This is a genomic window from Burkholderia sp. KCJ3K979, from assembly GCF_016759955.1.
Lineage (GTDB): Bacteria > Pseudomonadota > Gammaproteobacteria > Burkholderiales > Burkholderiaceae > Burkholderia > Burkholderia orbicola.
The window spans coordinates 1-18,019 of record NZ_JACFYV010000064.1; the positions used below are offsets into that span (position 1 = coordinate 1).

At 66.0% G+C, this 18,019-nt stretch carries 17 protein-coding genes and 2 pseudogenes; 12 read left to right on the plus strand and 7 right to left on the minus strand.

What is annotated here, in order from left to right; all coding sequences use genetic code 11:
* Positions 1–429, plus strand: a pseudogene (locus H3O04_RS16110) (L-asparaginase); the annotation flags it as partial.
* A 91-nt stretch (positions 430–520) separates the two neighbouring features.
* On the opposite strand, the gene lysM reads toward H3O04_RS16110, so the two are convergent.
* From lysM to gcl, 4 genes are all read right to left on the minus strand, one after another.
* Positions 521–991: a peptidoglycan-binding protein LysM gene (gene lysM / locus H3O04_RS16115; protein WP_006478617.1), complete on the minus strand. Its 471-nt coding sequence runs from the start codon at positions 989–991 to the stop codon at positions 521–523.
* Between the two features lie 461 nt (positions 992–1,452).
* Positions 1,453–2,346: a 2-hydroxy-3-oxopropionate reductase gene (locus H3O04_RS16120; RefSeq protein ID WP_027813618.1), complete on the minus strand. Its 894-nt coding sequence runs from the start codon at positions 2,344–2,346 to the stop codon at positions 1,453–1,455.
* A gap of 41 nt (positions 2,347–2,387) precedes the next feature.
* Positions 2,388–3,197, minus strand: coding sequence for a hydroxypyruvate isomerase (gene hyi, locus H3O04_RS16125; RefSeq protein ID WP_006478618.1), 810 nt, complete (start codon positions 3,195–3,197; stop codon positions 2,388–2,390).
* 52 nt (positions 3,198–3,249) lie between these two features.
* Positions 3,250–5,025 (minus strand): glyoxylate carboligase, encoded by a 1,776-nt coding sequence (gcl, locus tag H3O04_RS16130; protein WP_006478619.1) that lies wholly within the window; start codon positions 5,023–5,025, stop codon positions 3,250–3,252.
* A gap of 171 nt (positions 5,026–5,196) precedes the next feature.
* Between gcl and H3O04_RS16135 the strand changes: the two genes are divergently transcribed.
* The 10 genes from H3O04_RS16135 (at position 5,197) to H3O04_RS16180 (ending at position 13,872) form a co-directional block, all read left to right on the plus strand.
* Positions 5,197–6,108: a LysR family transcriptional regulator gene (locus tag H3O04_RS16135; RefSeq protein WP_006478620.1), complete on the plus strand. Its 912-nt coding sequence runs from the start codon at positions 5,197–5,199 to the stop codon at positions 6,106–6,108.
* Between the two features lie 167 nt (positions 6,109–6,275).
* On the plus strand, positions 6,276–6,911 hold the full coding sequence (locus H3O04_RS16140) for an RNA polymerase sigma factor (protein WP_124591758.1): 636 nt from the start codon (positions 6,276–6,278) through the stop codon (positions 6,909–6,911).
* Positions 6,901–7,812: an anti-sigma factor family protein gene (locus H3O04_RS16145; RefSeq protein WP_202588059.1), complete on the plus strand. Its 912-nt coding sequence runs from the start codon at positions 6,901–6,903 to the stop codon at positions 7,810–7,812. The genes H3O04_RS16140 and H3O04_RS16145 overlap by 11 nt, the downstream gene beginning before the upstream one ends.
* A gap of 233 nt (positions 7,813–8,045) precedes the next feature.
* Positions 8,046–8,420 (plus strand): 30S ribosomal protein S6, encoded by a 375-nt coding sequence (gene rpsF / locus H3O04_RS16150; protein WP_011549648.1) that lies wholly within the window; start codon positions 8,046–8,048, stop codon positions 8,418–8,420.
* Positions 8,421–8,460: 40 nt separating this feature from the next.
* A complete protein-coding gene (gene priB / locus H3O04_RS16155) occupies positions 8,461–8,760 on the plus strand; it encodes a primosomal replication protein N (protein WP_011549649.1) in 300 nt (99 codons plus the stop codon).
* Between the two features lie 4 nt (positions 8,761–8,764).
* A complete protein-coding gene (rpsR, locus tag H3O04_RS16160; RefSeq protein WP_004193360.1) occupies positions 8,765–9,040 on the plus strand; it encodes a 30S ribosomal protein S18 in 276 nt (91 codons plus the stop codon).
* A 27-nt stretch (positions 9,041–9,067) separates the two neighbouring features.
* Positions 9,068–9,520: a 50S ribosomal protein L9 gene (rplI, locus tag H3O04_RS16165; protein WP_006486256.1), complete on the plus strand. Its 453-nt coding sequence runs from the start codon at positions 9,068–9,070 to the stop codon at positions 9,518–9,520.
* A gap of 142 nt (positions 9,521–9,662) precedes the next feature.
* Positions 9,663–12,086: a replicative DNA helicase gene (dnaB, locus tag H3O04_RS16170; RefSeq protein WP_202588060.1), complete on the plus strand. Its 2,424-nt coding sequence runs from the start codon at positions 9,663–9,665 to the stop codon at positions 12,084–12,086.
* A 138-nt stretch (positions 12,087–12,224) separates the two neighbouring features.
* Complete coding sequence (locus H3O04_RS16175) at positions 12,225–12,851, plus strand: DUF47 domain-containing protein (RefSeq protein ID WP_006478627.1); 627 nt, start codon at positions 12,225–12,227, stop codon at positions 12,849–12,851.
* Positions 12,852–12,861: 10 nt separating this feature from the next.
* Positions 12,862–13,872, plus strand: a complete 1,011-nt coding sequence (locus H3O04_RS16180; RefSeq protein WP_006478628.1) for an inorganic phosphate transporter — start codon at positions 12,862–12,864, stop codon at positions 13,870–13,872.
* Positions 13,873–14,009: 137 nt separating this feature from the next.
* On the opposite strand, the gene H3O04_RS16185 is transcribed toward H3O04_RS16180, so the two are convergent.
* Positions 14,010–15,095 (minus strand): C40 family peptidase, encoded by a 1,086-nt coding sequence (locus tag H3O04_RS16185; protein ID WP_202588061.1) that lies wholly within the window; start codon positions 15,093–15,095, stop codon positions 14,010–14,012.
* A 236-nt stretch (positions 15,096–15,331) separates the two neighbouring features.
* Positions 15,332–17,134 carry a PhoH family protein gene (locus H3O04_RS16190; protein WP_012328664.1) on the minus strand — a complete coding sequence of 601 codons (1,803 nt, stop codon included), beginning with the start codon at positions 17,132–17,134 and terminating at the stop codon, positions 15,332–15,334.
* On the opposite strand from H3O04_RS16190, the pseudogene H3O04_RS36120 reads away from it, so the two are divergent.
* Positions 17,030–17,271 (plus strand): annotated as a pseudogene (locus tag H3O04_RS36120) (hypothetical protein); the annotation flags it as partial. The gene H3O04_RS16190 and the pseudogene H3O04_RS36120 sit on opposite strands and share 105 nt — an antisense overlap.
* A 195-nt stretch (positions 17,272–17,466) precedes the next feature.
* Here H3O04_RS36120 and H3O04_RS16195 read toward each other — a convergent pair.
* Entirely contained in the window at positions 17,467–17,928 is a 462-nt protein-coding gene (locus H3O04_RS16195) for a peroxiredoxin (protein ID WP_034207483.1), read from the minus strand.
* Between the last annotated feature and the right edge of the window lie 91 nt (positions 17,929–18,019).

Sequence of the window (18,019 nt, forward strand, 5' to 3'; positions counted from 1 at the left end):
GTGCAGGACGGCCGCGTCGAATTCGCCCGCCGTGTCACGCGCACGCGCGACACGCAGCTGGCGATCGCGCCGACCTGGCCGCCGGTCGAAGTCGTCGCGAGCTATGCGGGCGTGACCCGCACGGCCGTCGACGCGCTCGTCGCGGCCGGCGTGCGCGGCCTCGTCGTCGCGGGCACCGGCAACGGGTCGATCCATGCGACGCTGCAGACGGCGCTCGCCGATGCGGTGAACGCGGGCGTGGCCGTGGTCCGTGCATCGCGCGTCGGTTCGGGTCACGTGATGCGCAACGGCGCCGCGAGCGACGATGCGCTCGGTTTCGTGAGCGCGGGCTCGCTGCACCCGTTCAAGGCGCGCGTGCTGCTGATGCTCGCGCTCGCGAACGGCATTCGCGAGCGCGACGCATTGCAACGCGCATTCGACACGCTGTGACCGATGGCGCGCCGCTCGGGCGGCGCGTAGAAGGCATAAAAAAATGGCAGGCCAATGGCCTGCCATTTTTGCGTCAGTGCGGCGCGAATGCTCAGGACTGCGGCGGAATCACGAGCTTCTGGCCCGGGTAGATCCGGTCCGGGCTCGACAGCATCGGCTTGTTCGCTTCGAAGATCACCGGATACTTGTTCGCATCGCCGTACACTTCCTTGGCGATCGCCGACAGCGTGTCGCCCGGCTTCACGTCGTGGTACTGCACTTCCGGATCGTCCGGCTGCAGATCGTCGTCGTTGACGCCCGCGACACCCTGCACGTTGCCGGCCGCGACCTTGACCTTCGCCTTCGTGTCGAGATCGGCGACGCTGCCCGACAGCGTGACGGTGCGCGATGCGCCGTCGAACGCGACGGTCAGGTTCGACGTGTCGAGACCTTGCGAGCTGATGTAATTCTTGATTGCATCGGCGGCAGTCTGGTTCGCGGCATTCGGATCTTCCGCTGCCTGTGCATCGGCGTGACCCAGCAGTTTTTCACCCGCCTCTTTAATAAACGAAAGAAGACCCATCGTTGCACTCCTTAGGTGGTTGAAAAGAAAACGCGCCGTGAAGTGGCGAAAAAAACACCGCGCTGGGTGCGGGCCCGGGAAGGGGCGCGCAGGCGCGGCGGTTTTCTCGAAAGGCGTGGCGAAAGTGTAGGCGTTCAACGCGACGATTGCATGAAAAATCGCACGCTCGAACGTAAAGAAATGTAATACGCGAAATCCGACAGGCGGACACCCGACGACGACGTCTGACCGACCAAGGCTTCCCCGGCGCCGCCGGGTGCCGCTGCGGACCCCACCACGCCGCTCTCAGCCCAGAGCGGCGTTTTTCGCCCCGTCCCGCATGCCGTTGGCGATGCGGGGCGGGGCGCCCCACCGTGATGCGCGCGTGCGTCGCGCATCGATGCGACCGGCCGCGGCCGAATCGCGTGTATGCGTCGCGCGCGTCCGCGATCGCAGCGGAAACGCGCGTTGCGACATCCGCGTTACGCGGCCGGCGTCTGGCCGATCTCGAAGTTCGACATGATCTCGAGCGCGCGCACGAGCGCCGAGTGATCCCATGCCTTGCCGCCGTGCGATGCGCACACGCTGAACAGCTGCTGCGCGCTCGCGGTGTGCGGCAGCGCAAGGCCGAGCTTGCGTGCGCCGTCGAGCGCGAGGTTCAGGTCCTTCTGGTGCAGCTCGATGCGGAAGCCCGGGTCGAACGTGCGCTTGGTCATCCGCGCACCGTGTACTTCGAGGATGCGCGACGCGGCGAAGCCGCCCATCAGCGCCTGGCGCACGCGCTCCGGATCGGCGCCCGAGCGGGCGGCGAACAGCAGCGCTTCGCCAACGGCTTCGATGTTCAGCGCGACGATGATCTGGTTCGCGACCTTGCAGGTCTGGCCCGCACCGTTGTCGCCGACGAGCGTGATGTTCTTGCCCATCTTCTCGAACAGCGGCTTCGCGCGTTCGAACGCCTTCTCCGGGCCGCCGACCATGATCGTCAGCGTCGCTTCACGGGCGCCGACTTCGCCGCCGGACACCGGCGCGTCGAGGTAGTCGCAGCCGAGCGCGTTGATCTGCTTCGCGAACGCCTGCGTGTCGAGCGGCGAGATCGAGCTCATGTCGATCACGAGCTTGCCGGCCGTCAGGCCCTTCGCGACGCCGTCGTCGGCGAACAGCACGTTACGCACGTCCGGCGTGTCCGGCACCATCGAGATGATGATGTCCGCGTGCTGCGCGACTTCGGTCGAGTTCGCGACGACCTTGGCGCTCGCGCGCAGGTCGTCCGGGACCGGGAACGCGCCGTTCACGACGAGTTGATGGTCGCCCTTGAGCAGGTTGCGCGCCATGTGCGCGCCCATGATGCCGAGGCCGATGAAACCGATGGTTGCCATGTGAAAGTCTCCTATGGGGCTGAAAACGGGAAGGGTGCGATTCAGGCGGCGCGACGCGCCGAGGCCGGTGCGCAGCCGGCCACGCTTTGCAGCCAGCCGAGGCCTTCCGTCGTGGTGGTACGGGGCTTGTATTCGCAGCCGACGTAGCCGGCATAGCCGAGCCGGTCGAGCAGCGCGAACAGGAACGCATAGTTGATCTCGCCGGTGCCCGGCTCGTTGCGGCCCGGGTTGTCCGCGAGCTGGACGTGGCCGATCGACGCGAGATTGCGTTCGATCGTCGCGGCCAGTTCGCCTTCCATGCGTTGCATGTGATAGATGTCGTACTGCAGGAACAGGTTGTCCGAGCCGACCGCGCGGATCACGTCGAGCCCTTCCGACGAGCGGTTCAGCGCGAAGCCCGGGATGTCGAAGCTATTGCACGGCTCGACGAGCAGGCGGATACCTTCGCGCTTCAGTGCGTCGGCGGCGAAGCGCAGGTTGTCGACGATCGTCACGAACGTCTTGTCGCGCGCCGTGCTCGCCGACGGGATGCCGACGAGGCAGTTCAGCTGACGCACCTTCAGCGCCTTCGCGTACTCGATCGCACGGCCGACGCCTTCCTGGAATTCGCCGACGCGATCGGGCAGGCACGCGATGCCGCGCTCGCCCTGGTCCCAGTTGCCGGCGGGCAGGTTGTGCAGCACGAGGCGCAGGCGGTGCGTCTCGAGCCGCTCGGCGAGTTCCTCTTTCGCGTACGGGTACGGGAACAGGAACTCGACGGCGTCGAAGCCCGCGTCCGCGGCCGCCTTGAAGCGGTCGAGGAACGGCACTTCGTTGAACAGCATGGTCAGGTTTGCAGCAAACTTCGGCATGAGCTAAGCCTCTTCGGTCGGTCAGTCAAAAAAGTCTTGCGGTTCAGTCGGTTCAGTCGAGCATCGAGATCGCGGTCGGTGCGTGTTCGGCCTTTTCGGCGAGATCCTCGAACTCGTTGATCGCGTCGATTTCGGTGCCCATCGAGATGTTCGTCACGCGCTCGAGGATCACTTCGACGACCACCGGCACGCTGAACTCTTCCGCGAGCGTTTGCGCCTGGCGCAGCGCCGGCTCGATCTCTTCCGGCTTGAACACGCGCAGCGCCTTGCAGCCGAGGCCTTCCGCGACGGCCACGTGGTCGACGCCATAACCGTTCAGTTCCGGCGCGTTCACGTTGTCGAACGCGAGCTGCACGCAGTAGTCCATGTCGAACGCGCGCTGCGCCTGGCGGATCAGCCCGAGGTACGAGTTGTTCACGACGACGTGCACGTACGGCAGCTTGAATTGCGCGCCGGCCGCGAGCTCCTCGATCATGAACTGGAAGTCGTAGTCGCCGGACAGCGCGACGATCGGGCGGCTCGGGTCGGCTGCACGCACGCCGAGCGCCGCGGGGATCGTCCAGCCGAGCGGGCCGGCCTGGCCGCAGTTGATCCAGTTGCGTGCCTTGAACACGTGCAGGAACTGCGCGGCGGCGATCTGCGACAGGCCGATCGTGCTGACGTAGCAGGTATCGCGGCCGAACACCTTGTTCATCTCTTCGTACACGCGTTGCGGCTTGACCGGCACGTTGTCGAAGTGCGTCTTGCGCTGCAGCGTGCGCTTGCGTGCCTGGCAGTCGGCGACCCACGCGCTGCGGTCCTTGAGCTTGCCGGCGGCCTTCCATTCCCGCGCCACCGCGACGAACAGTTCGAGTGCCGCCTTCGCGTCGGACACGATGCCGAGGTCCGGGCCGAACACGCGGCCGATCTGCGTCGGCTCGATATCGACGTGCACGAACTTGCGGCCCTTCGTATAGACCTCGACGCTGCCCGTGTGGCGGTTCGCCCAGCGGTTGCCGATGCCAAGCACGAAGTCGGACGCGAGCAGCGTCGCGTTGCCGTAGCGGTGCGACGTCTGCAGGCCGACCATGCCGGCCATCAGCGGGTGGTCGTCGGCAATCGCGCCCCACGACATCAGCGTCGGGATCACCGGCACGCCGACCGTTTCGGCGAACTGCACGAGCAGGTCTTCGGCTGCCGCGTTGAGCACGCCGCCGCCCGACACGATCAGCGGCTTGTCCGCGTCGTTGAGCATCGCGAGCGCCTTCTCGATCTGCGCGCGGGTGGCCGCGGGCTTGTAGACCGGCAGCGGTTCGTACGTGTCGATGTCGAATTCGATTTCGGCGAGCTGCACGTCGATCGGCAGGTCGACCAGCACGGGGCCCGGGCGGCCCGAGCGCATCAGGTGGAACGCCTGCTGGAACACGCGCGGTACGAGCGCCGGTTCGCGCACGGTGACGGCCCACTTCGTGACCGGTTTCGCGATCGATTCGATGTCGACGGCCTGGAAGTCTTCCTTGTAGAGACGCGCGCGCGGCGCCTGGCCCGTGATCGCGAGGATCGGAATCGAGTCGGCGGACGCGGAATAGAGGCCGGTGATCATGTCGGTGCCGGCGGGGCCCGACGTGCCGATGCACACGCCGATGTTGCCGGGGGCGGCACGCGTGAAGCCTTCGGCCATGTGCGATGCGCCTTCGACGTGGCGCGCCAGCACATGGCTGATGCCGCCCGACTTGCGCATGGCCGAGTAGAACGGATTGATCGCGGCGCCCGGCACGCCGAACGCGGTCTGGATGCCTTCCTTCTCGAGTACGAGTACGGCTGCGTCGACGGCTCTCATCTTGGCCATGAATGTCTCCTTGGATAGTTGAATCTTGCGAATCGGTCTGTTGAGGACACTTTAGGGATGCAGGAAAGGTTTGATAAGATCAGCCGAAGTCGCTTATTTCGAAACTAAAAGTATGGAATGACGGCCGGGCGGGGCTTCCCGCTGGTGTCGGAGGCGGGACGGAGACAGGAGATGGATCGTTTCAAGCAGATCGAGACGTTCGTGCGGGTGGCCGATGCCGGCAGCCTCGCGGCGGCGGCGTTGGAGGAAGGTGTGTCGCCGGTGGTGCTCGGGCGGCGCATCGACGCGCTGGAGAAGCGCCTCGGCGTGAAGCTGATGTACCGCTCGACGCGGCGGCTGGTCGTCAGCGAGGAGGGCGCCGCGTTCCTCGAGCGCTGCCGCGGGCTGCTGTCCGAATGGGATCAGGCCGAGAACGAGCTCGCCGCCGGCCGGCGCGCGGTCAGCGGCCACCTGATCGTGTCGGCGCCGGCCGCGTTCGGGCGCAAGCACGTCGCGCCGCACGCGCCGGGCTTCCTCGCCGACAAGCCGGAAATGCAGCTGTCGTTCAACCTGACCGATCGCGTCGTCGATCTCGTGCGCGAGGGTTATGACCTGTCGATCCGGATCGGCGGCGCGGTCGATCCGAATTTCGTCGCGGTGAAGCTCGCGTCGAACCGGCGCGTGGTGTGCGGCACGCCCGACTATTTCCGCCTGCACGGCCGCCCGAAGTCGCTCGACGACCTGCTGAAACACAACTGCCTGGCGTTCAACCTGCAGGGCGGGCAGAACCGCGGCTGGTATTTCCAGCGCCACGGCAAGATCGCGACGATGCGCGTGACCGGCAATCTCGACTGCAACGACGGCGAGTTGCTGCACCGCTGGGTGGCCGAGGGGCTCGGGCTCGGCTGGCGCTCGACGTGGGAAATCGCCGCGCAACTCGAAACGGGCGAGCTCGAGACCGTACTCGACGACTATGCGCTGCCGGACTACGACATCCTCGCGGTCTACCCGCAGCAGCGCTACGTGCCGGCGCGCGTGCGCTATTTCATCGACTACCTGCGCGAAGCGTATGCGCGCCCCGGCTACTGGAGCACCACGCCGTAACGGGCGGCCCGCCTGACCGTCCGGCGATTTTTTACGCTTCATGCGTGCCGCGCGGGAATAAACTCGACGCAGCGGCGGTAAGGTCATCGAGCGCGCACGTTGCCGGTCTGTCCGGGCGCCGTGCGCGGAACGGGCGCGGCGTCGGCCGCCGGGACCAGGGAGGCCATGTGGGGCAAGCCGGACAGGCGGTCGATGAACGGGCGGCGGACGATGCGCTCGCGCGCGGCGAGCGGTTTCGCGCGCTCGTGCTGCCGCATCTCGACGCCGCCTACAACCTCGCGCGCTGGCTGAGCGGCAGCGCCGGCGATGCGGACGACATCGTCCAGGATGCGTGCATGCGCGCACTGCGCTTCGTCGATTCGTGTCGCGGCGACAACGCGCGGCCGTGGCTACTGACGATCGTGCGCCACACCTGGTACACCGAATGGCGGCGGCGCACGCATGCGCACGAGGTCGCGCTGCCCGACACGCTCGACGACGCCGACGTCCCGGACGACTGGCAGCCGGCGACGGAGGACCCGCTCGCGCACCTGCTGCGCGGCGAGAACGTGCGGCTCGTGAATGCGGCGCTCGCGAAGCTGCCGCCCGAATACCGCGAGGTGCTCGTGCTGCGCGAGATGGAGGACCTGAGCTACCGCGAGATCGCGGCGATCGCGGACGTGCCGGTCGGCACGGTGATGTCGCGGCTCGCGCGCGGCCGGCGCAAGCTCGCCGCGCTGCTGGGCGGCGCGCCGGCGACCGAAGGCCGGCCGGGCCGAGCGCCGGCGGGCGGAACCGCATCGGAGGCTATCGATGGACTGTAACGAAGCGCGAGCGTTGCTGGACGCGGACGTCGACCGCGAGCTGTCGGCGCCCGATGCGTTGCGGGTCCAGCAGCATGTCGAAGGGTGCGACGCGTGCCGCCGTGAACGCGCGCGGATCGTCACGCTGGTGCAGGCCGTGCGGCAGGCCGATTATCACCGCGCGCCGGACGCGCTGCGGGCGAGCATCCTCGCGAGCCTGCCGGCAGCGGCCGACGCGCCTGCTCACGAGCCGTCGCGGGCTGAGCCGCAGCCTGAGTCCCGGCCTGAGTCCCGGCCTGCGCCGCGGCGGCCGCGCGGCCGCGACTGGTTTTCCTGGCTGGCCGGGCGCGGCGGGTCGGCCCGACCGGGGCCGGCCGGCCCCGGCACCAGGCCGCGCGTAGCTGCGTTGCCGGGGCTCGGCTGGGGTGTCGCGTTGCTGATGGCGGTCGCGGCGGCCGGCGGAATGGCATGGTCGGCCCGCCACGCCGACACTGACCGGACGGTCGACGAGCTGGTCGCGAGCCACGTGCGGGCCGACCTGTCGGCGCGCGACATCGACGTGATCTCGACCGACCAGCACACGGTCAAGCCGTGGTTCAACGGCCGGCTCGACTATGCGCCGCCGGTCGAGGATCTTGCCAAGAGCGGCTTCGCGCTGGTCGGCGGCCGGCTCGACTACGTCGGGCGGCGCCGCGTCGCGGTGCTCGTCTACCGCCACCGGCAACACGTGGTCGATGTCTACGTGCAGCCGGCCGGGGAGCGGCCGGCTGCCCCGTACACGACCGTGTCGCAGGGCTATGCGCTCGACCGCTGGAACGCGGCCGGGATGACGTGGTGGGCCGTGACCGACGCCGAGCCGGCGGCGCTCGCGGCGTTCCGGACGGCGCTCGACGCGCGGCTCGCCGGCACGCCCAGCGAATGAATGACCGCAGCGGCGGCGGGCGGCGCGCGGACGTTCCGACCCCGGCCGCCGAGAGGCCGAACTGAGAGTGCGTGCCCCGGCAGCCCGTTCAAGTCTTTGAAAACACGGCCGAATCCGCTGGCCGGTTGTCGATTGGCCTTGCATGCACCCCGTAACCGGGTTAGAATCTTCCGCTTCTCACTTGCCACACCGGTTCAGACGCCCGGGTGGCTTTAATCCACAAGGAGTGTGTAATGCGTCATTACGAAATCGTATTCATCGTGCACCCGGATCAAAGCGAGCAGGTGCCCGCGATGATCGAGCGTTACAAGACCACGATCACGACGCACGGCGGCCAGATCCACCGTGTCGAAGACTGGGGCCGTCGCCAGCTGGCCTACATGATCGAGAAACTCGCGAAGGCTCACTACGTCTGCATGAACATCGAGTGCGACCAGACGACGCTCGACGAACTCGAACACGCGTTCAAGTTCAACGACGCCGTGCTGCGTCACCTCATCGTCAAGATGAAGAAGGCCGAAACCGGCCCGTCGCCGATGATGAAGGAAGTTCAGCGCGAAGAAGCCAAGAAGGCGGCTGCAGCTCAGCCGGCCGAAGCGCAGGCTTAAGTTCGTCACTCATTAAGCCACCAAGGAGCGCGCCACTCACGTGAACAGGTTGCAATTGACGGCGAGCGTCGTCGAACGCGCACCGGTGCGATATACGCCGGCCGGTGTTCCGATCGCAAGCGCCACGTTGCATCACCGCACGGAAGTCGTCGAAGCAGGCATTCCCCGTCAGGTCGAAATGACGATCGAGGCGGTGGCGGCCGGTGAGGCGAGCGGCAAGCTGGAAAGTCGTGAAATGGGCGTCGAAACGCTGTTCACGGGCTTCCTGGCCAAGAAAAGCCGCAACGCGAGAACCTTGGTGTTTCACATCACTGCATTGCAGGACACAGGAAAGGACTGAAATCATGGCCCGCCCGACTGGTAAGAAATTCGACAAGCGTCGTCAGCAACAAAACCCGCTCTTCAAGCGCAAGAAGTTCTGCCGTTTCACGGCTGCAGGCGTCGAGCAGATCGACTACAAGGACACGGAAACGCTGAAGGACTTCATCGGCGAAAACGGCAAGATCACGCCGGCTCGTCTGACGGGTACGAAGGCGCACTATCAGCGTCAGCTGGATACGGCCATCAAGCGTGCGCGTTTCCTCGCGCTGCTGCCGTACACCGATCAGCACAAGGCGTAATCAGGCGACGCAATAAGGAGAATTCGAATGCAAATCATTCTGTTGGAAAAAGTCGCCAATCTGGGTAACCTCGGCGATATCGTCAAGGTCAAGGACGGTTACGCTCGCAACTTCCTGATCCCGAACCGCAAGGCTCGCCGTGCAACGAAGGAAGCGATCGCCGAATTCGAAGTGCGCCGCGCTGAACTCGAAAAGATCGCGGCTGAAAAGCTGGCCGCATCGCAGGCAGTCGGCGAGAAGCTGAACGGCCAGTCGTTCGAAATCACGCAGAAGTCGGGCGTCGACGGCCGTCTGTTCGGCTCGGTCACGAACGGCGACGTCGCTGAACTGCTGAAGAAGGCAGGCTACGAAGTCGAGAAGCTGCAAGTGCGCATGCCGGAAGGCCCGCTGAAGATGATCGGCGAGCACAACGTGCAAGTCGCGCTGCACACGGACGTCGTCGTCGACGTCACGATCAACGTGATCGGCGACCACGCGTAAGCGTAGACGCAAGCTTGCCGGGCGGCTTCCGCCGTCCGGACAAGGGCAGGCGCCCGGGTAACCGGGGCCTGCCTTTTTTATTGCCCGCTCGCCGGCAAGCGGTGGTAGCGCTGCCGCCATCTATTCGCGATAATCCCAACCCATGAACGCGCCGCAAGATCCCCAAATCGAATCGCTGAAAGTCCCGCCGCATTCGGTCGAAGCCGAGCAGTCGGTGCTCGGCGGCCTGTTGCTCGACAACGCGGCCTGGGACCGGATTGCCGATTTCCTGTCGCAAGGCGACTTCTACCGCTACGACCACCGGATCATCTACGAGCACATCGGCCGCCTGATCGCGTCGACACGCCCGGCCGACGTCGTGACCGTGTACGAAGCGCTGACCACGTCCGGCAAGGCCGACGACGTCGGCGGGCTCGCTTACCTGAACGCCCTCGCGCAGAACACGCCGAGCGCGGCGAACATCCGCCGCTACGCGGAAATCGTGCGTGATCGCGCGGTGCTGCGCCGGCTCGTGTCGGTCGCCGACGAGATCTCGGCCGACGCGTTCAATCCGCAGGGCAAGGAAGTCCGCCAGCTGCTCGACGAAGCCGAGTCGAAGGTGTTCTCGATCGCCGAAGAGGGCGCGCGCGGCAACCAGGGCTTCCTCGAGATCGGCCCGCTGCTCACGCAGGTGGTCGAGCGCATCGACACGCTGTACCACACCGCGAACCCGAGCGACGTCACCGGCACGCCGACGGGCTTCGTCGACCTCGACCGGATGACGTCCGGGATGCACGGCGGCGAACTGATCATCGTCGCGGGGCGCCCGTCGATGGGTAAGGCGCAGCCGCTCGACGCGCGCGTCAGGACGTTGACGGGCTGGAAGTCGATGGGCGAGCTGGCGGTCGGTGATGCGCTCGCTTCGGTCGACGGCGCACCGTCGATCGTGACCGGCATCTACCCGCAGGGCGAACGCCAGGTGTATCGGGTCCGCTTTTCGGATGGGCGTTCGGCCGAATGCTGCGACGAACACCTGTGGTGCGTCCATTTCCGCGAGTGGGAAAAGCCCCGTGTGCTGTCGACCGCGGAGATTCGCACGTTGCTGACGCGCGAACGCTACCGGAACCGGTTGTGGATCGACATGCCGAGCGGCGAGTTTGGTCATCGCGAGGTGCTGCCGGTTGACCCGTGGGTACTCGGCGCGCTGCTGGGCGACGGTGCGCTCGGCGGGACTGCCGTGCGTTTCAGCGTGAAGGCCGAGGAAACGTTGAACCGGATGCGCGAGCGTGTCGACGCGTCGCTCGAACTTGAATACGCGGGCCAGTACGACTGGCGCATCAAGCGCCGGCCGTCGACGGCCACCGCGGCCCGGCCGTCCGCCAACCCGCTCAAGGCTGCGCTCGAGCAACTCGGTGTGTGGGGAAGGACGAGCTACGACAAGTTCATCCCGCGTCTCTACCTCGATGCGGACAAGGACACGCGGCTGGATGTGTTGCGCGGGCTGCTCGACGCGGATGGCTGGGTCGAATCGTGGGGTACGGTGCGTTATTCGACCGCCAGTGCGCAGTTGGCGAGCGACGTGCGCGAACTGGCGCGTTCGCTCGGTGCGTGGTGCCAGGTTGCCGAAAAGGCGACGAGCTTCACGGTCGACGGCGAACGCAAGGCCGGTGCGACGGCTTATATTTGCACGATCAGTCATCCGGATCCGCAGAACCTGTTCCTGTTCGAGGGCAAGCGCGAGCGGCTGACGGCCGGACGGACGCGCCGCAAGCTGCCGGTGATTACGGGTATCGAGCCGTCGCGCCGGACCGCCACGCAGTGCATCTCGGTTTCGCATCCGTCTCGGCTGTACGTGACCGACGATTACGTCGTCACGCACAACACGGCCTTCTCGATGAACATCGGCGAATATGTCGCGGTCGAGTACGGGTTGCCGGTCGCGGTGTTCTCGATGGAAATGCCGGGCACCCAGCTCGTGATGCGTATGCTTGGCTCGATCGGCCGGCTCGATCAGCACCGGATGCGCACGGGCCGCCTGACGGACGAGGACTGGCCGAAGCTGACGCACGCGGTGCAGAAGATGAGCGAGGCGCAGCTCTTCATCGACGAGACGGGCGGCTTGAACCCGATGGAGCTGCGCTCGCGCGCGCGACGCCTGGCGCGTCAGTGCGGCAAGCTCGGCCTGATCATCGTCGACTACCTGCAGCTGATGTCGGGTTCGTCGCAGGGCGAGAACCGCGCGACCGAAATTTCCGAAATCTCGCGATCGCTGAAGAGCCTCGCGAAGGAACTCGACGTGCCGGTGATCGCGCTGTCGCAGTTGAACCGCGGCCTCGAACAGCGTCCGAACAAGCGCCCGGTGATGTCGGATTTGCGCGAATCGGGCGCAATCGAACAGGATGCGGACGTGATCCTGTTCATTTATCGCGATGAGGTCTACAATCCGGACAGCCCTGACAAGGGGACGGCCGAAATCATCATCGGCAAGCAGCGTAACGGTCCGATCGGGCCCGTTCGGCTCACGTTCCTGGGGCAATACACGAAGTTCGACAATTTTGCCGGGGCGCAGACCTTCTACGGCGAGTAAAGCCGGTTGTAAATACCTATTTCGCCAATTGTTGTATCCAATCCCGGCGTGCGCATATGCGCACGTCGCGTCGCGACCGAAACCGGTACAATGTCGCCCGTTTTCGTGACAGTAGTTTGACAATCTCTCAGGAATCCCATGTTCGGTCGATTCATGCCCACCGAGGGCAAGTTCTTTGAACTCTTCAACGCGCACGCGAAGCACATCGTTTCCGGTGGCCGCGAGCTCGAACTGCTGATCGACAATCTCGCCGACGCCGAGATTCACAAGCAAAACGTGCAAATCGCCGAGAAGGCCGCCGACAAGCTCACGCACGAGGCGATCGATCTGCTGCACAAGACCTTCATCACGCCGCTCGATCGCGACGAGATCCACAAGCTCATCACGACGATGGACGACATCCTCGACCTGATGGAAGACGTCGCGACGGCCGTGTCGCTGTACGACGTGCAGTCCGTCACGTCCGAGGCGAGCCAGCTCGCGCACATCGTCACGCAGTCGGCACAGCACGTGCAGCAGGCCGTCGGCTTGCTGTCCGACATGAAGCAGTCGGCACAGATCCTCAAGCAGTGCGAGGAAATCGACCGCTGGGAGTCGGAGGCCGACCGCGTGCTGCGCGCGGCAATGTCGAAGCTGTTCCGCGAGGAAGACGACGTGAAGACGCTCATCAAGCTGAAGGCGATCTACGAGCTGCTCGAAGAGATCACCGACAAGTGCGAGGACGTCGCGAACATCATCGAAGGCATCGTGCTGGAAAACGCCTGAGCGGACCACGATGCATTCGATACAACTCGCCCTATGGATGGTCGCGGCGCTCGTGCTCGTCGCGCTCGTATTCGACTTCATGAACGGCTTTCACGACGCGGCGAACTCGATCGCCACCGTCGTGTCGACCGGGGTGCTGAAGCCCCAGCAGGCCGTCGTGTTCGCGGCCGCGTTCAACGTGATCGCGTACTTCATCTTCCACCTGAAAGTCGCGCAGACCGTCGGTAAAGGCACGATCGACCCCGACATCGTCGACCATTACGTCATATTCGGCGCGCTGGTCGGCGCGATCGGCTGGAACGTGATCACCTGGTACTACGGGATTCCGTCGAGCTCGTCGCACGCGCTGATCGGCGGCCTCGTCGGCGCGGCGCTCGCGAAGTCGGGCTGGAGCTCGCTGAACATCGACGGGCTGCTGAAGACGATCGCGTTCATCTTCATTTCGCCGTTGCTCGGTTTCATCCTCGGTTCGCTGTTCATGCTCGGCGTGTCGTGGCTGTATTTCCGTACCGCGCCCAGCAAGGTCGACCGGCGCTTCCGCCGGCTGCAGCTGCTGTCGGCCGGGCTGTACAGCCTGGGCCACGGCGGCAACGACGCACAGAAGACGATCGGTATCATCTGGATGCTGCTGATCGCGAGCGGCTACGCGTCGGCGACGGCCGATGCGCCGCCGGCGTGGGTGATCGGCGCGTGTTACCTGTCGATGGGCCTCGGTACGCTGTTCGGCGGCTGGCGCATCGTGCGCACGATGGGCCAGAAGATCACGAAGCTCAAGCCGGTCGGCGGTTTCTGCGCGGAAAGCGGCGGGGCGATCACGCTGTTCGTCGCGTCGTTCCTCGGCATTCCCGTGTCGACCACGCACACGATCACCGGCGCGATCGTCGGTGTCGGCGCGACGCAGAAGCTGTCGGCCGTGCGCTGGGGTGTCGCCGGCAACATCGTGTGGGCGTGGGTGCTGACGCTGCCGGCGGCCGCGTTGTTCGCGGCCGGCGGGTGGTGGCTCGGGCACCAGATCTTCTGATCGCCGACGCCGCCTGATCGACGCGAAATGCGCCGCGAGCCGAAAGGCCGCGGCGCATTTTCTTTTGGGAGGCGGAAGGTCGCGGCGAAGCGGTGGAGGGTGGCAGGTGCCGCCAGCGTCGTGACGATCGGAAACGGTCAGTAACTGCCGGTCGCAAACCGTGCAATCGGATCGTCCGCCGTACTGGTGCGCGGGCTGACGGGTGCGGATTGCGTCGATGCACGCAATACCTGTACGGGCTCGTTGCTGCGTGGGGGCGTCGACACGGTGGCGGACGGCGGTTCGGCATCGAAGGCGGCGGCCTGGGCGGCCGTCAGCGCGGTCGTCGGAATCTGCGTGCCGACCTCCGCCGGCGCGGCCGGGGCTGCATTGGCCGCCATCGCGGTTGCGCCGTCATTCACCGACGTGGCTTGCTGCTGGGCCGCCTGCATCCGCGGGGGCGGCGGTTCGTACGGATCGGCGGTCGGTGCTGCCGGTGCGACTGCGGCGGCCGTCACGACCGGCGTGGTCGGGATGGCCGGAGCCGGCGCCTGCGTTGCTTTTGCTTGCGACGCCGCATACGCGGGCGGCCGCTGTGCGACGGCAGCCGTCATGACCACCGGAGCGGCCGCGACCGCCGGCGGATTACGCGGCTCGTCACGCTTGGCCTCGTAAGTGGGCGCATCGAACGGCGTCGGGGCCGAGCGCGGCGGCGCGACGCGGCGAATGCCGTCGAATCGCTTGGCCCAGTACGGGTTCGTCAGGTAGTCGAGCCGCACGGTGCCGCCCGTCGACGGTGCGTTGACGAAGCGCAGCTTGCCGACGTAGATGCCGACGTGCGAATGCGGCCGTCCGGTCGTATTGAAGAAAATCAGATCGCCCGGCGCGATCTCGTCGGGTTCGACCGATACGCCGCGGCCGCTCATGTCGGCAGTCGTGCGCGGCAGGTTGACATCGGCCGCGCGGCCGATCACGTAGCGCACGAGCCCGCTGCAGTCGAAGCCGCTCGTCGGCGTGTTGCCGCCCCAGCGATACGGGACGCCGACGAGGCTCATCGCCTGGATCGAGATTTCTTCCTGGCCGACGCTGTGGTCGACGAATTTCGGGAAATTGGCGGGCGCGGGGAATGCGCGCGGCGTCGTGATCTTCATGCCCGTAGCGGAACGCGATGCCGACTGCGGCGGCACGCTGGAACAGGCCGCAAGCAGGGAGACGACGGCGACGGAAACCCAGATTCGAAGCATGGCAAGGCGGGCGAGCACGGCGCGCTCGCGAATCGTATGACAACAGATAGGCCCGATGGTAGACGCTCCAGCGGGGCTTAAGCAACCATTCTTGAGAATTTACTTGAAGTTTCGCGCGTAAACTGCGTTGTTGCGTGACAAGGCATTACCTTCGTTTTCGACCCCAAATAAAAACGGCGCTCCGGGAATGGAGCGCCGCGTGGCGTCGAAAGCCGGCCGATCGGCCGGCGTGCGCGTTACAGAATGTCCGACGCGTAGTCGGCGAGCCGCGAGCGTTCGCCGCGTGCGAGGGTCACGTGGCCGCTGTGGCCCCAGCCCTTGAAGCGGTCGACGACGTAGGTCAGACCCGAGCTGCCTTCGGTCAGGTAAGGCGTGTCGATCTGCGCGATGTTGCCGAGGCACACGATCTTCGTGCCGGGGCCCGCGCGCGTGACGAGCGTCTTCATCTGCTTCGGCGTCAGGTTCTGCGCCTCGTCGATGATCAGATACTTGTCGACGAACGTGCGGCCGCGCATGAAGTTCATGCTCTTCACCTTCAGGCGCGAGCGGATCAACTCCTGCGTCGCGGCACGGCCCCATTCGCCGGCCGCGTCGTCGGTCTTCTGCAGCACTTCGAGGTTGTCGTCGAATGCACCCATCCACGGCTGCATCTTCTCTTCCTCGGTGCCGGGCAGGAAACCGATGTCCTCGCCGACGGGCACGGTCGCGCGCGTCACGATGATCTCGTTGTAGCGCTTGTCGTCGAGCACCTGCGCGAGGCCGGCCGCGAGCGCGACGAGCGTCTTGCCGGTGCCGGCCTGACCGAGCAGCGTGACGAAGTCGATCTCGGGGTTCATCAGCAGGTTCAGCGCGAAGTTCTGCTCGCGGTTGCGCGCGGTGATGCCCCACACGTTGTTCTTGTGGTGGCTGTAGTCGCGCAGCGTCTGCAGCAGCGCCGTCTTGCCGTTCAGCTCGCGGACGATCGCGTGGAACGTCGGCTCGCCGTTCTGCGGCTCGAGATAGACGAACTCGTTGACGAGCATCGACGCGACGAGCGGGCCGGTCACGCGGTAGTACGTGGTGCCCGTCTTCGTGTCCTGCCAGCTCTCCATGCCCTTCGCATGCTTGGTCCAGAAGTCCTGCGGCAGTTCGCGCACGCCGTTGTACAGGAGATCCGAATCCTCGAGGACCTGGTCGTTGAAGTAGTCTTCCGCGGGCAGGCCGAGCGCGTGCGCCTTGATCCGCATGTTGATGTCTTTCGACACCAGCACGACCTGGCGGTCGGGCCGGTCGCGCTGCAGCGCGCGCACGACGCCGAGGATCTGGTTGTCGGCCTTGCCTGCGGGCAAGCCTTCGACGGGCGCGATGTCGGCGAGCTTCGTCTGGAAGTACAGGCGGCCGACCGCCTCGCGGCTGCCGAGACGCGACAGCGGGATGCCGTCCGAGATCGGGCCGCCGTCGGCGACCAGCGCGTCGAGCGTGCGGCTGACCTGACGGGCGTTACGCGCGACTTCGGACATCCCCTTCTTGTGGTTGTCGAGTTCCTCGAGCGTCATCATCGGCAGATAGACGTCGTGTTCCTCGAAGCGGAAGAGGCTGCTCGGGTCGTGCATCAGCACGTTGGTGTCGAGCACGAACAGTTTCTGTTGTTCGACTTCGGCGGGCTTGCGGCTGCGCGACTTCGTCGCGGCGCCGGCATCGCGCGCGGGCGCGGCGGCCGGTTTCCCGGCGGCCGGCTTGTCGTTGCGTGCAACGACCGGTGCCGCGGGGGCCGCAGGCGCCTGCAGCGGCTGCAGCAGCGCGGCCGTCTGTCGGGTCTTGCGGCCGCGCGCGGGCGCGCTCGCGGCGTCGGGCGCCGAAGACGCGACGGCGCGCAGCGGCGCGGCCGTGTTCGCGGCTTCGATCATCGGTTGGGCCACGCTGGCCGGACCATAGTCACCGGCTGTGGATGCGTCCCCTTCGGCGGATTTCTTCGCGGCTTTCGCGGGCCGCGCTTTCGCCTTGTATTCGTCGGGCGGCAGCAGGCTGCCGAGCTTGCTGGGGGGAGTAGGCAAAGGCATGGTGTCCCTCGGGAGGAATCGTGTCGCATGGCGTGCGCCGCTGATCGCATCCTGCGTGACGTAGACGCATGCAGTTTGCGCGCGGTGGCGCACAGGAATTTCGTCTAGCCGGTTCGCCTAAGTGTCGATCAGCTCCTCGATGCGGTAAGGGCCGGACCGGGGAGGGCCGGCGCGCGTTCCATAAAAAAAGCCGCTGCCCCGTCGACAGGGACATGCGGCTCGGCTGATGCCGTCGTGCGCGTCAGGTGCCGGGAAGCATTGCAACGGGCACGGGCGCAGCTACGAGAAATATGGGGCGAACTGGCATTCATTGCGGCCCAATATAACGCGCCTCAAAGCGCTTGTACAGCCTTTAGCACGTCGTCCACGTGACCCGGTACCTTGATGCCGCGCCATGCCTGGCGAAGCACGCCGTCGGCGTCGATCAGGAACGTCGAGCGCTCGATTCCGCGCACTTCCTTGCCATACATTTTCTTCATCTTGATGACATCGAACAGCGCGCACAGCGCTTCGTCGGCATCGGAGATCAGCGGGAACGGCAGCTCGAGCTTGGCCTTGAAATTGTCGTGCGAGCGCAGGCTGTCGCGCGACACGCCGATGACTTCCGCACCGGCCTTCTTGAACTTCGGATAGAGATCGCGGAACTGCAGCCCTTCGGTCGTGCAGCCCGGCGTGTTGTCCTTCGGATAGAAGTACAGCACGAGCTTCTTGCCCTTCAGGTCGGACAGCGAAATGTCGCCGCCCGTGGCCGGTGCGGTGAAATCGGGAACTTGACGGTCAACTTCGACAGACACGTGTTTCTCCTGTTGTTATGGAAGGGCGCCGCTGCGGCGGCGCGGTTCGGCCGGGCGTCGCGGCAGCGCGCCGCAAGGGCGCAGCGGCGAC

Bases quoted from the DNA above. Each gene is read 5' to 3' on its own strand.
- lysM (WP_006478617.1), bottom strand. From the start codon at position 991: ATGGGTCTTCTTTCGTTTATTAAAGAGGCGGGTGAAAAACTGCTGGGT.
- H3O04_RS16120 (WP_027813618.1), bottom strand. From the start codon at position 2,346: ATGGCAACCATCGGTTTCATCGGCCTCGGCATCATGGGCGCGCACATG.
- hyi (WP_006478618.1), bottom strand. From the start codon at position 3,197: ATGCCGAAGTTTGCTGCAAACCTGACCATGCTGTTCAACGAAGTGCCG.
- gcl (WP_006478619.1), bottom strand. From the start codon at position 5,025: ATGGCCAAGATGAGAGCCGTCGACGCAGCCGTACTCGTACTCGAGAAG.
- H3O04_RS16135 (WP_006478620.1), top strand. From the start codon at position 5,197: ATGGATCGTTTCAAGCAGATCGAGACGTTCGTGCGGGTGGCCGATGCC.
- H3O04_RS16145 (WP_202588059.1), top strand. From the start codon at position 6,901: ATGGACTGTAACGAAGCGCGAGCGTTGCTGGACGCGGACGTCGACCGC.
- rpsF (WP_011549648.1), top strand. From the start codon at position 8,046: ATGCGTCATTACGAAATCGTATTCATCGTGCACCCGGATCAAAGCGAG.
- rpsR (WP_004193360.1), top strand. From the start codon at position 8,765: ATGGCCCGCCCGACTGGTAAGAAATTCGACAAGCGTCGTCAGCAACAA.
- rplI (WP_006486256.1), top strand. From the start codon at position 9,068: ATGCAAATCATTCTGTTGGAAAAAGTCGCCAATCTGGGTAACCTCGGC.
- dnaB (WP_202588060.1), top strand. From the start codon at position 9,663: ATGAACGCGCCGCAAGATCCCCAAATCGAATCGCTGAAAGTCCCGCCG.
- H3O04_RS16175 (WP_006478627.1), top strand. From the start codon at position 12,225: ATGTTCGGTCGATTCATGCCCACCGAGGGCAAGTTCTTTGAACTCTTC.
- H3O04_RS16180 (WP_006478628.1), top strand. From the start codon at position 12,862: ATGCATTCGATACAACTCGCCCTATGGATGGTCGCGGCGCTCGTGCTC.
- H3O04_RS16185 (WP_202588061.1), bottom strand. From the start codon at position 15,095: ATGCTTCGAATCTGGGTTTCCGTCGCCGTCGTCTCCCTGCTTGCGGCC.
- H3O04_RS16190 (WP_012328664.1), bottom strand. From the start codon at position 17,134: ATGCCTTTGCCTACTCCCCCCAGCAAGCTCGGCAGCCTGCTGCCGCCC.